Annotated in this window: 13 protein-coding genes; 6 read left to right on the plus strand and 7 right to left on the minus strand. The window is 43.7% G+C overall.

Going from position 1 to position 12,000, the window contains the following annotated elements:
• Window positions 1-12 precede the first annotated feature (12 nt).
• Genes P0M11_RS03065 through P0M11_RS03090 form a run of 6 tightly spaced genes read left to right on the plus strand, consistent with a single transcriptional unit; the run spans window position 13 to window position 4,052 of the window.
• Window positions 13-765, plus strand: coding sequence for a polysaccharide deacetylase family protein (locus tag P0M11_RS03065; protein WP_275624410.1), 753 nt, complete (start codon window positions 13-15; stop codon window positions 763-765).
• Complete coding sequence (locus P0M11_RS03070) at window positions 762-1,385, plus strand: outer membrane lipoprotein carrier protein LolA (protein ID WP_275624411.1); 624 nt, start codon at window positions 762-764, stop codon at window positions 1,383-1,385. The genes P0M11_RS03065 and P0M11_RS03070 overlap by 4 nt, the downstream gene beginning before the upstream one ends.
• Entirely contained in the window at window positions 1,351-1,989 is a 639-nt protein-coding gene (locus P0M11_RS03075) for a hypothetical protein (RefSeq protein WP_275624412.1), read from the plus strand. Before P0M11_RS03070 ends, P0M11_RS03075 begins: the two co-directional genes overlap by 35 nt.
• A gap of 17 nt (window positions 1,990-2,006) precedes the next feature.
• Window positions 2,007-2,378, plus strand: coding sequence for a 3-hydroxyacyl-ACP dehydratase (locus tag P0M11_RS03080; RefSeq protein WP_275624413.1), 372 nt, complete (start codon window positions 2,007-2,009; stop codon window positions 2,376-2,378).
• Window positions 2,379-2,381: 3 nt separating this feature from the next.
• The gene (locus tag P0M11_RS03085) at window positions 2,382-2,858 is read left to right on the plus strand and encodes a hypothetical protein (RefSeq protein WP_275624414.1); all 477 of its coding nucleotides are present in this window, start codon (window positions 2,382-2,384) and stop codon (window positions 2,856-2,858) included.
• Between the two features lie 6 nt (window positions 2,859-2,864).
• Window positions 2,865-4,052: a DUF2062 domain-containing protein gene (locus P0M11_RS03090; protein WP_275624415.1), complete on the plus strand. Its 1,188-nt coding sequence runs from the start codon at window positions 2,865-2,867 to the stop codon at window positions 4,050-4,052.
• Here the strand turns inward: P0M11_RS03090 and P0M11_RS03095 are convergent.
• The 7 genes from P0M11_RS03095 to P0M11_RS03125 are packed head-to-tail and all read right to left on the minus strand — an operon-like array spanning window position 4,042 to window position 11,990.
• Window positions 4,042-5,667, minus strand: coding sequence for a C45 family peptidase (locus P0M11_RS03095; RefSeq protein WP_275624856.1), 1,626 nt, complete (start codon window positions 5,665-5,667; stop codon window positions 4,042-4,044). The two genes, P0M11_RS03090 and P0M11_RS03095, sit on opposite strands and share 11 nt — an antisense overlap.
• 50 nt (window positions 5,668-5,717) lie before the next feature.
• On the minus strand, window positions 5,718-7,232 hold the full coding sequence (locus tag P0M11_RS03100) for an NAD(P)/FAD-dependent oxidoreductase (protein WP_275624416.1): 1,515 nt from the start codon (window positions 7,230-7,232) through the stop codon (window positions 5,718-5,720).
• A 35-nt stretch (window positions 7,233-7,267) separates the two neighbouring features.
• Window positions 7,268-8,149: a lipid A biosynthesis acyltransferase gene (locus tag P0M11_RS03105; RefSeq protein WP_275624417.1), complete on the minus strand. Its 882-nt coding sequence runs from the start codon at window positions 8,147-8,149 to the stop codon at window positions 7,268-7,270.
• A gap of 41 nt (window positions 8,150-8,190) precedes the next feature.
• Window positions 8,191-8,451, minus strand: a complete 261-nt coding sequence (locus P0M11_RS03110; RefSeq protein ID WP_275624418.1) for a phosphopantetheine-binding protein — start codon at window positions 8,449-8,451, stop codon at window positions 8,191-8,193.
• A gap of 12 nt (window positions 8,452-8,463) precedes the next feature.
• The gene (locus P0M11_RS03115) at window positions 8,464-9,687 is read right to left on the minus strand and encodes a beta-ketoacyl-[acyl-carrier-protein] synthase family protein (RefSeq protein WP_275624419.1); all 1,224 of its coding nucleotides are present in this window, start codon (window positions 9,685-9,687) and stop codon (window positions 8,464-8,466) included.
• 43 nt (window positions 9,688-9,730) lie between these two features.
• Window positions 9,731-10,462 (minus strand): 3-oxoacyl-ACP reductase FabG, encoded by a 732-nt coding sequence (gene fabG / locus P0M11_RS03120; RefSeq protein WP_275624420.1) that lies wholly within the window; start codon window positions 10,460-10,462, stop codon window positions 9,731-9,733.
• Window positions 10,463-10,472: 10 nt separating this feature from the next.
• Window positions 10,473-11,990, minus strand: a complete 1,518-nt coding sequence (locus P0M11_RS03125) for an aromatic amino acid ammonia-lyase (RefSeq protein WP_275624421.1) — start codon at window positions 11,988-11,990, stop codon at window positions 10,473-10,475.
• Between the last annotated feature and the right edge of the window lie 10 nt (window positions 11,991-12,000).

Genomic DNA, 12,000 nt, shown 5'->3' on the forward strand with positions numbered 1-12,000 from the left:
TAACTGCGTCATTTGAAACACCGGATTTCCATCTTAATTTTTATAGCCATCACATTGGCTGTCTATTTCTTGAAAGGTGAACTACGGATGTATTTTGTTACATTGGCAATTTTCGGTGTGGTTACTTTTTTAGGCGTGACCAATATGGATTTCAACTGGTTCCTGAAAAGCTTTATCAGTAATCCAAAGGCTGAGGAACGCATCGTTGCACTAACTTTTGATGACGGACCTACCGAATTTACACCACAATTCCTGGACCTGCTGCTGGCTCATCAGCAAAAAGCAACTTTTTTCTGCGTTGGAACCCAAATAATAAAGCATCCGGAAATCTTCAACAGAACAGTTACTGAAGGTCATGAAGTGGGAAACCATACCTTTTCACATTCCAAAGCAACCGGTTTTCTTTCCACTTTCAGGATGAAAAGGGAAATCTTGCGTAACGACAGAGTGATGCTGAAGAAAGCAGGTCTCACCACAGACCTTTACCGTCCTCCATTTGGCATTACAAATCCCAATATCGCCAGGGCAATCAGCATAACCGGTACGAAGTCCATTGGGTGGAATATACGTAGTTTCGACACAGCCATCAGCAACGAAAAAAAGATACTGAAAAGGATACTGCCTAAAATTAAACCCGGAAGTATAATCCTGCTGCACGATACTTCAGATAAATCCTGCCGTGTGCTGGAGGAAATATTGCTATTTTTGGAGCGCGAAAACTATAAAAGCGTAACCGTGTCAGAACTTTTCAACTTCAAGAAATGAAATCAAACATTATAGCATTCCTCCTGCTTTTTGCAGGTCTATTTACATCGGCACAGACCAAAATGAACGCGGCGGAAATCAGGCAGTTCACCGCTAAAATGTCGGCTGAAAGTAAGAAAATAAAAACGCTGCAGGCCAACTTTGTACAGACCAAGAAAATGGATTTCCTGAACAAAGACCTTGTAACCTCCGGACAGATGGCGCTGCAGGCACCGGGCATGTTAAGCTGGAAGTACACAAAGCCTTACCAATACAGCGTCATCTTCAAAAACGGAAAAATGCACATTAATGATCAGGGTAAAAAATCTACTTTCGATGCCAAATCCAGGAATTTTGAGAAGCTGAACAGGCTGATTATCGGCAGTGCCAACGGTAACCTGCTGAATGACCCGGATTTTAATGCAAGCTATTATAAAAATGCCGGCACCAATATCGCAAGATTCACCCCGAAATCTGCGCAATTGCTGAAATATATTAAACAGGTTGACCTGCACTTTGCACCCAACCAGTCAGTGGTTACGCAGGTGAATATGCTGGAAGCCTCCGGTGATACCACCAATATTGTCTTTAAAAACACAAAGGTCAATGCGCCTGTACCTGCTGCTGCTTTCAGTCTTTAGCCTGCTGATTGCAAGTCAGTCCTGCAAATCTTATACGCCGGCAGGCACTTCCATAAGCTCCTCTGCATCAACAGTCGTGGAGAACACCTATTTCAGCTCACCGGAAACTGACTATCTGTACCGGACTCAGATTGAGATTTACGGCAATAACCTTAGCGGAATACTTATCATAAAAAAGATATCTGATGATATCCATCGGGTAGCGATGACCACTGATTTCGGCAATAAAATGCTGGATTTTGAGATCTCTGATACTGCTTTTAAGATCAATTACCTTATTCCCGATCTGGACAGGAAAGTGGTGAAAAATTTTCTGGAGAAGGATTTCAGGGCTTTGTTAAAGGAAAGTTATGATGTAACCGAAGTTTCTGAAGATGCAGCGTTTAAAATATTTGCAACCGAACATCCTAAAGGAAAAAATTTTCTTTTTTACGATAAAAAAGATGGTCTGCTGAAGAAAACAGTCATCACCCAAAACGGAAAGGAGAAGGTTAATTTTCTGTTTGACGGAAAATCTGCTATCTTCGCCGACTCAATAACGCTGATACACAAAGACTTCAGACTTAAAATAAAGCTTAACCATATTAAGCCTGAGTCAGAATAAGCCTAATTAACGAAAACATGGATATACTGAACGGATTTTATATTTTGAACTCTTGCGAGAATACTGGCGAAGGAACTTACTCAGCCATGATTACGCTGGATCCTGCGCATCAGATCTTCAGTGGGCATTTTCCCGGAAACCCGGTAGCGCCCGGCGTCTGTATGATGCAGATCGTAAAGGATGTCACGGAGCGGATTCTGGAAAGAAAATTATTCCTGACCTCTGCCAATAACGTAAAATTCATGGCCATCATTAATCCTGATGCAACACCTGTCCTGAAGCTGGACCTGGATATTAAATCCGACGGCGAACAGGTAAAGGTAAAGAACGTAACCTCGTTTGGAGAGACAATTGCTCTAAAGATGTCCGTAAACTATAAATTCATCTGATTTATGAAACTGATTATCGCATTCCTAAGCGCATTTATATTTTTATTTCAGGCGCCGGACCTTGAGGCTGTCCGCGCCAAATATCCATCTGCCCACACGACCAAACAAAATGCCGACAGTTTCGCGAAACTGGTGGAAAAAGGCTCGGGTTCCACAATGGCCGGATACAAAGCTGCTGCAAAAATCATTCAGGCAAAATTTGCCAAGGGTGAAGGACGGAAGAAAATTATTTCGGCGGGCGCCACATCGCTGGAAAACGCCGTGAAAGCGGACCCTGACAATGCAGAACTGCGCCTTATACGTTTGAGCATTCAGGAAAGTCTGCCGAAATTCATTAAATACAACGGCCACATTGCTGCCGACAAAGCTTTCCTTCTAAAAAATTACACTGACCAAAACTCCTCCCTGAAGTCACATATCAGGAAATTTGCGGCTAACTCAAAATCCTTCACCGCTGCAGAAAAACAAAAGCTGAAATAAAGGAGCATGACCCCTGCTGAGACCCGTATCCTTCTAAAAAAACATAAGATCTGCGTCCTGATCGCCACGTATAACAACCACAAAACCCTTTCGCGGGTCCTTGAAGGTGTGCTTGATTATACAGAGGATGTCATTGTAGTTGATGATGGCTCCACAGATTCTACAGCATCCATTCTTACACAATATCAGGGTATTAAGATAATCAGCCTTCCTATAAACGGGGGCAAAGGAAATGCCTTGAGCACGGGTTTCAACGAAGCAAGAAGATTGGGATTTAACCATGCAATTACCATAGATTCCGACGGGCAGCATTATCCCAATGACATCCCAGTTTTTGTAAAGGCGCTGGAAAATGAAGGCAGCGATGTTCTGCTCGTAGGCGACCGGAATATGGAGCAGGCCGGCATACCGCAGAAAAGCAGTTTAGGCAACCGGATCTCTACCTTCTGGTATTGGTTTGAGACCGGAATTAAACTGAAGGACACGCAGTCCGGTTACCGGCTTTATCCTTTGAACAAAATTCCAAAGAAGTTCTATACACCCAAGTTCGAATTTGAAATTGAGATCATGGTGCGGACCGCCTGGAAAGGCGTGCCTGTAAAAAATGTACCGGTAAAAGTGCTGTACGACCCGGAAGAACGGGTTTCCCATTTCCGCCCTTTCACGGATTTTGTGCGGATAAGTATTCTGAACACAGTGTTGGTATTCATAGCCATCTTTTACATTGCGCCACGCAAATTCATCCGCAACTTCAAAAAAAAAAGTTTTAAACGCTTCCTGAAAGAAGATGTTCTGGAAAGTGACGGCAGCAACCGTAAGAAGGCCATGTCCATTGCCTTGGGTACATTCATCGGCTTGTCACCCTTTTGGGGTTTTCAGACTTTCCTTACCATTTCCCTGGCAGTATTGCTGAAACTGAATAAAGTACTTGCTTTTGCATTTTCCAATGTAAGTATTCCGCCATTTATTCCCCTGATCGTTGGCGGATCACTGGCTATTGGCGGCTATCTCTTGGGCGCAGAGACCAATTTCATGGATCAGGAATTCAGTCTGGATTTGGTTAAAAGGCACCTTTTGCAGTATGTTTTGGGAAGCCTGATACTGTCTACTATAGTTTCTGCTCTGTTTGGGTTCGGGTTTTATTATTTTCTTGAAAAGTTCAATTCTGAAGAGAAGGACAGAACTACTTCGTAATTCCTTTTAATTTCTTTAAATATCTCTCCACTTTTTTGCGGTCGGGAACCGTGGTAATCTCCTTGGTCAGTGCCTTTTCAAACAGTACGGTCGCCTTCGTGTATTCTTTCCTTTCATAATAATATTTTCCGGCCTTGTAGTACACGCTCCACAGTTCAGGATTAAGTCGCTGATACTTTTGCAGGTAATCTGCGGGCAGCTCGGTATTTTTTTTCAGGGCATCATCCACTTCACTGTCTATTGTCCGGTAGAGTTCATAATCCTGAAATTCCTGACTATCAGCAAAAGGATCACGGGCGATATTTCTTTCGCCGGTACTCAGTACATAACCTTTCCTTTCCTTAAAAATCTCCTTCAGGTCATAACTTACCATTTCACCCAGCTGATAGGGACTGCTGGAAACCCAAACCAGTCTTTCCTCAGGCGAAAAAATGACTGAATGATGTGCCAACAGTTGGTTCAAAGCTTTTTCGTTGCCGTAGCCCAGCCTGATATCCTTCAGGCCGTCTTTATTTCGGAGAATGGAAGCCATTTTCGCCGGATTCAGTTTTTCACTTTTTTCCAGAAGCTCATTCATTCGGTCAAAGCGATATTGGGAATGGCCTTCGGCAATATGTTTCTTATTTCGCCTGTCATTACTGTAAGCCTGCGACTGGAAATGATTGGAGCAAACAAGTTCCGAAGAGTTCTGAACGTCGAACACTCCAAAATTTTTAGGTGACATTTCAATCAACACTGCTTTCCGGTCCGCTGCACTGCCTACCATAATGCTCTCGGAGACAAATATCTTTCTTTTTTTGGCGATCTTTACCGCTTCCGAAATATTTGCCGCAAACTGCAGAATCTCTTTCGCTACCAACGAAATGGGTGTTTTGGCACTTAGCGGTATCTTCGATTTACCCGCATTAATAGTAACGGTCAGACCTTCGGCATTCATGCCAGAAACTACACCCGTCATCCCCGGCCAAGTAACCGACATATACGGGATTCCAGCTTCGGGATTTACAAATGCGACAATTTTTTCTTTGGCAAAATCATCTCCGGCATAAAAATCAAAATTCCGGCCGATGAGGAGCTTACCGTTCTCAGATTTCCCGTTCCATACCGCCAGCGAGGAACATCCGACCAGCATTAGATCCTGCAGTGCGTGCCCGATGTCGTGTGCACCGTGCAGATAAAGGTTCCGCTGGAACTTCGGTGCGATAAAATCATACTTATCCCCCGAATATTGAGAAAGTCCATAAATCTCTGCCTGAAAATCATTACTGACATGACAGTACATATTCCGGTTGTAAAATTTCAGAACCTTGCTTAAAAGCCGCTGCTTCCTTTTGGATGGCACCATATCTTCCACTTTCGAAAAAAATATCTGTTCCTGCTTATGCATAAGTTCCTGGGTAAGCGCACCCTGGTTATATCCCAATTGCAGCGCATTACCCGAAATATAAAGTTCCCAGAGATTCTGCCTGTTTTTGGTGAGGAAATTATGACCGGAAACGGTTGTGCTGTCGTTAAGTTTAGTGGTCACAGGTTTTGTAACCGGGAAGGAGCTGAGATTGGGGATATGCTGCGCCGACTTTTGTACTCCACAGGAAATGGCAGAGAAAAAAAGCATCACACAAAAACCATGCGTTAGCAGAAACCACCTGATTTTCTCCGCTTTAATCATACTGTGGATAATCTCTGGTCTATAAGTTCTGAACCCAAAATTTCTGCGCAGGTAGCAAAAGCGCCAATCGTTACGCCCAGGATACCGTGCATATTAACCGTCTGGCCGGTTAAGAATAAGTTAGGAATCTTAGTCCGCGGCGACACCATTGTTTTTAAAGGATTACCCGAATCTTTCTCATAACCGTACATATTCCCCCTGTAATTCCCGATATAATCGCGGTAAGACAGGGGTGACGACGTATAAACTGCAGCAATATGATTTCTAAGCCCGGGAAATTTTTCTTCCAGGCGCGCTATGATCCGGTCAGCTTTCTCTTCCTTAAATCTTTCATACTCCCCGCCTCGTTCCTGAGGATCAGCTACTGTATTGTCTGTACCTTCCCATTGATTTACCTCATCAAATTCCATATAAGTGATAACGGTCATGCTTTCAGCAAATCCCGGATTTTTACGGTCGGAGGTACAGGAAAGCATATAGGATTCCGGCCAGGCCGCTTCTTCGCAACAACCACCATTCGATGAATACTTCTCTGTACTGTAATGGTAACAGTTATAGTTGAAATAGGAAACAGCACCTGGTTTCAAGGCCAGATAAACACTGAAACAGGAGGATGTAGGTTTGAGTTCAGCGATGCGGTTTCTAAATGATTTCCTGAACATTTCTTTACCTGCAAGCTCAATGGTACGCCGTATTTCAATATTGGAAATAAACTGTAAGCCGTTATATTGCTTCGCATCTTTTGTGCGCACAGCACTTAAATTTCCCGCGTCATCGTATACAAAACTGCTCACATCTGCATGTTTGTAAACTTCAGCTCCATATTTCCGCAGTTCCCTAATGAGCAGTTTGGAGATCTGACTGCCTCCATCCGTACATTTGTACGAACTCTGTATATAGGAATTTACGGTGAGCGCATGAACATAAAGAGGCGTGTTTTCATCCAGTCCGGCATACAGGAAACCCGAACCGGCAAGCACAGCCTGCAGTTTTTTATTTTCAGTTATTGACCTTAGGAATTCAGCAGCATTAAGATAAAGCATCTCTTCTGAATACCTTTCACTTCCAGCCAAATTATAGCGCGGAAACTGCGCACAAACTTCCTGGATGCCATTCACATACCGTAGAAGATTTTCACGTTCCGCCGGGAAATGTTTTGAGAGCTGTTCAACAAAATTATCGTAACCCTGCGCATGGGGATATACGGTATCATCATTATCAAAACTAATCATGTCAAAACCGTCCTCGTCGAGTTTTTGCAGTTTCAAACCTTCCATTATACCCAGATAGCTGAAGTATCGGTGAAGGTTCTGACCTTCCGAAAGCCCGCCAAGATAGTGTACGCCCGTATCGAAGATGAGTTTACGGCGTGAAAAAGTCTGCAGGTTACCCCCAAACTGATTATTCTTTTCGAGTACACATACACTCAGACCTTCTTTAGCAAGAACGAGTGCAGAAACGAGTCCTCCCAGCCCGCTGCCAATTACTACTATGTCAAATATTTTAGACACTGCGAATTATGCTTTGCATCAAACTTAAAGAATTTTCAGTCTACCTCCTCCCAGAAGTCAAAGTAATTGAACCACTGCAGCGGGTATTTTGTCAGCATACCTTCAAGATTCTGAACGTAGGAATGGAGCAGCCCCTGAGCATCGCGGTGTTTAACCTGTGCAATACGCGTATACAGATGATAGTGCAGATTTTGTTCCTTCATCACATACACATAGGCTACCGGCACGTTGAGGCGTGAAGCAATCAGAAATGGTCCGGCGGGAAATTTTGCTTTCCTCCCCAAAAGCTCCGTTTCAAGAAATTTTGAACCTTCAAAATAACGGTCGCCGGTAAAACAGATGAGTTCGTTGTTTGAAAGTGCTTCATTAATGGCGAAGATGTGCGACATGTCCTCCTTTATGAAGATGAATTTAACACTGCTTTTCCTGTCGGAAACACTTTCGAGATACTCTTTTATGATGCTGTGTTCGAGATCCGTAGTTACCAAATTGATCTGGTAATTGAAATCAATCTCACCAAAGAAACGTTCTGCGATTTCGAAATTTCCGATATGCGCACTGATGAGCACACCTCCCTTTTGGTCGGCCATCATTCTTTTAAGATGGTCTATGCCGTCAAATTCATAGGTAAACCAGTCGCGAAGGCCAGCGCCAATGGCCGTTTTATCAATGATGGTCTGTCCAAAGACAAAATAATTGCGGTAAACTGCCCATCGGGATTTAAGAGAACTCCAGCCCAGTCGGCACTTAAAGTAGTAATAAATATAGCGGTTGTTGCTCTTGAGAAACAGGAAATACCAGGCCGATACGAAGTACAAAACTCCATAGGCTGCCTTAATTCCCAAATTTTTAATACAAAAAACAAAAATCCTGTAGCCCAATAAGGTTCCACGGGATTTTCCGGTCCATTTTGCCATTATAATAACAACGAAGATCCAATGGATCTCAACTTACAGTTTTAGGATACCAACTCTTTTTCGCCAATTTTCTCCTGAATAGCGGTATAAAAATCATCAAAAGTGATCATTTTCTTAAAATCGGCTTCGCCAAGCTTAACTCCGAAATTGCTTTCAATAATGACCACCAGGTCAATATAGTCCAGACTGTCCAGACCTAAAGTTTGCTTAAGTGGCGCCTGGCTGTGAATCTCTGAGCCATCCACTTCAAATTCATTAATTAAAAAACCGTTGACAACTGAAACAATTTTCTCTTTTTCCATCGTGTATCTTATTTATCTATCAAATTTCTTTATAATCAGTGACGAGTTGGTTCCGCCGAAACCAAATGAATTGGACAAAAATACATCAATATTGCTGTGTCTGGTCTCACTGACCAAATTAATATTACGCGCATCTTCATCCGGGTTTTCCAAATTGATATTGGGTGCAATAAAGCTGTTTTGCATCATTAGTATGGAGTAAATGATTTCGCTGGCGCCGGCCATCCAGCATTCATGCCCCGTCATGGACTTGGTGGAACTTACCGGTATTTTACTTCCGAAAATACGGTGAATGGCTTTGGCCTCGTTGGCATCACCAATAGGTGTAGAGGTAGCATGAGCGTTGATATAGTCAATTTGTTCGGGGCGCATTCCAGCGTTTTTCAGTGATCTTTCCATAGCCAGGGCCGGACCTTCCACATTGGGAGTAGAGATATGGCCTCCGTTTGACGAAAAACCGTAGCCTGCAATTTCCGCAATGATTTGTGCACCGCGTCTTTTCGCGCTCTCCAGACTTTCTACAATAAGGGTCGCGGCTCCACCGCTGGGTATCAGGCCGTCGCGGGCAGAATCGAAAGGACGTGAGGCTTTGGCCGGATCCTCTTCGCGTGCTGAAAAAACACCAAGACCGTCAAAACTTGCCATGCCATATTTATTGGTTTCCTGTGCACCACCACACACGATGATATCCTGAAGCCCTCCTTTTATCATCAGATAGGCCAGTCCCAGGGAGTGTGATCCGCTGGCACAGGCTGCACTTACGGTAAGATTAATCCCTTTCAGTGCGAAGATGGTAGAGAGGTTCATGGTCACCGTAGAATTCATTGACTTAAATATCGCTCCCGACCCCATAAGGGTGGTGTCCTTCTTCGCGCGTACAATATCGGTGGACTCCACTACGGCCTGCGAAACGCTGTCGTTCCCATAAAGGATGCCCACTTCATTGGTATCCAGAAAGTCCTGTGAGATGCTGGCATCCTTAAAGGCATCAAGTGTGGCGATGTAGGCATATTCGCTCTCCTCGCCCATGCTGATGCGCTGCCGGCGGTTGAGCACATTTTTAAGATCCGGTTTAGGAACCCATCCCGTGAGCCCTGACCTGTAGCCAAAATCCTTACGCTCCTGGCTGAAAATGATGCCGGATTTTCCGTTATATAGTGAATTTTTAACTTCATCCAATGTAATCCCGAGGCAGGAATAAATTCCCATACCGGTGATTACGACTCTGTTTTCCATGTCTGAGACTGATTTTTCTTATGACCAATAAGTTAGCACTTTTCTATGAATATATGCCACCATTGATATTTATCACCTCGCCTGTAATATAACCCGCTTTGTCTGAAGCCAGGAATGCAACAAGGTCCGCAACTTCTTCTGCTTCGCCGAAACGGTTTGCAGGAATCATCTGCTTAAGTTCGTTTTCATCAAACTCCTGAGTCATATCTGTCTTAATAAATCCGGGTGCAACGGCATTTACGGTTATTTTCCTTTTCGCAACTTCCTGCGCCAGGGCTTTGGTAGCACCAATAACAGCGCCTTTTGCCGCAGAATAGTTGGTTTGTCCAGCGGTTCCTTTCAGGCCGGAAACAGAAACCATATTAATGATCCTGCCATATTTGTTGCGCAGCATTTTCTGAATGAAGAAATTGGTTACATTGAAGAAACCATTCAGGCTGGTGTTAATAACACTGTTCCAGTCCTCCGGCTGCATCCACATAAAAAGTCCGTCACGGGTGATGCCGGCGTTGTTTACAATCACTTCTACTACAGCATCAGGATTATTTTCCTGCCAGGAGTTCAGAACAGACTGGGTTTCTTCATAATTGGAAACATCAAACTTCAGAATCTCACCTGTAGCGCCCGCTTCTATTACCTTCTGTAAAGTATCATTTGCCGCTGCCCCGTTGGACGTATAATTGATAATAATATGATAGTTTTGCTCCTGTGCCAGCTTTACACATATGGCACTGCCAATACCACGCGAACCTCCCGTTACTATTGCACATTTCATGGTTTTCAGTTTATTTATTGATGAGGTAATCCTTGATTTTCTGCACAAAGGGATACATCACCATGTCTTCCTTGAAGACCGGCACGATTTCCCTAACCTCATCATACATTTTTCTTGTTGATGAAGAAACACTGTCTTTAAATTCAAGATACTCAATAGCCTGAACAATGGTGATGAGCTCAATAGCAAGCACCTCATAGGCATTATTGATCACTTTCTCACACATTACAGCGGCATTGGTGCCCATACTCACAATGTCCTGATTATCGTTATTATTGGGAATGCTGTGAATATACATTGAGGTTGAAAGTGCCTGGTTTTCGGCCGTCGTAGAAACAGCTGTAAACTGTACGCCCTGCATCCCAAAATTAAAGCCGAGACGGCCAAGGTTGACGAACGGAGGCAGGATTTCGTTGATTTTTGAATTGAGAAGGTAATTCAACTGTCTTTCTGCAAGCATGGTGAGTCTCGTAACTACCAGTTTCAGCTTGTCCATTTCCAGGGACACATAGTCGCCGTGGAAGTTACCGCCGTGGTACACATGTTTTTCTTCCGGAATGATGATGGGATTATCGTTGGCAGAGTTAATCTCGTCCTCCAAAACCTTTTCTGAAAATTCCAGCGTGTCCAGGACAGGCCCCAGGATTTGCGGCACACATCTGAGTGAATAATACTCCTGAACTTTATCCTTGAAGATCTCTTCCTGTGTTTCCTTATTATAAAGATGGTCTTCGCGCTTACGGATCAGTTGGCTGTCCTGAAGGTATTCCCTCATTTTGGCCGCCACTTTCTGCTGACCGGTATGTCTTTTTGTACTGTTCAGGGATTCAGAAAAATGATCGTCATAAGCCTGTACAATTTCATTAATTGCACAACTCATCCTGATACTGAGATCAATGAGTTTCTTTGTATTATAAGAATTAATGATCCCAATGCCGGACATCACCGACGTGCCGTTCATCAGGCCAATACCTTCCCGCAGTTCAATATTTATGGGTGTCAGTCCCAGCTCCTTATAAACATCGGATGTGGGTCTTCTTTCGCCATTATAAAAAACCTCGCCTTCACCAATAAGCACCAGTGCCAGGTGGGCAAGCTGTACAAGGTCGCCGCTGGCTCCTACCCCACCGTGCTCAAAGATGAGTGGTGTAACATCCTGATTTATTAGCTCGGTAAGCAACAGAATCACAGAAGGATGAACAGCAGACTTTCCCTGCGAAAGCGTATTGAGACGCGCCAGCATAGAGGCCTTAGCCGCGGCAGGTTTCAGTGGAGTACCAACTCCGGAAGCGTGGCTTCTGATCAGGTTGTACTGAAGTTGGTATTTATCTTTTTCGGGAATTCGGTACTGAGCCATGGGCCCAAAACCGGTATTAACTCCGTAAATGACTTTTTTCTCCGAAAACTCCTTTAAAAACTGAAAACTCTGCTCCACCCTACTTACCAGGGATTCGTCCAGTTCAACCTTTTCATTTTCAAAAATCACCTTCTGGAAGTCTTCAATCTTTAAATTATTGACTAGTCTCATTCAATATTGT

This window comes from Kaistella sp. PBT33-4, assembly GCF_029194425.1.
In the GTDB taxonomy this organism is placed as follows: Bacteria; Bacteroidota; Bacteroidia; order Flavobacteriales; family Weeksellaceae; genus Marnyiella.

Coding starts and splice junctions, on each gene's coding strand:
- P0M11_RS03105 (WP_275624417.1), bottom strand. CDS start 8,149: ATGGCAAAATGGACCGGAAAATCCCGTGGAACCTTATTGGGCTACAGG.
- P0M11_RS03075 (WP_275624412.1), top strand. CDS start 1,351: ATGCGCCTGTACCTGCTGCTGCTTTCAGTCTTTAGCCTGCTGATTGCA.
- P0M11_RS03110 (WP_275624418.1), bottom strand. CDS start 8,451: ATGGAAAAAGAGAAAATTGTTTCAGTTGTCAACGGTTTTTTAATTAAT.
- P0M11_RS03115 (WP_275624419.1), bottom strand. CDS start 9,687: ATGGAAAACAGAGTCGTAATCACCGGTATGGGAATTTATTCCTGCCTC.
- fabG (WP_275624420.1), bottom strand. CDS start 10,462: ATGAAATGTGCAATAGTAACGGGAGGTTCGCGTGGTATTGGCAGTGCC.
- P0M11_RS03125 (WP_275624421.1), bottom strand. CDS start 11,990: ATGAGACTAGTCAATAATTTAAAGATTGAAGACTTCCAGAAGGTGATT.
- P0M11_RS03090 (WP_275624415.1), top strand. CDS start 2,865: ATGACCCCTGCTGAGACCCGTATCCTTCTAAAAAAACATAAGATCTGC.
- P0M11_RS03080 (WP_275624413.1), top strand. CDS start 2,007: ATGGATATACTGAACGGATTTTATATTTTGAACTCTTGCGAGAATACT.
- P0M11_RS03095 (WP_275624856.1), bottom strand. CDS start 5,667: ATGCTTTTTTTCTCTGCCATTTCCTGTGGAGTACAAAAGTCGGCGCAG.
- P0M11_RS03070 (WP_275624411.1), top strand. CDS start 762: ATGAAATCAAACATTATAGCATTCCTCCTGCTTTTTGCAGGTCTATTT.
- P0M11_RS03085 (WP_275624414.1), top strand. CDS start 2,382: ATGAAACTGATTATCGCATTCCTAAGCGCATTTATATTTTTATTTCAG.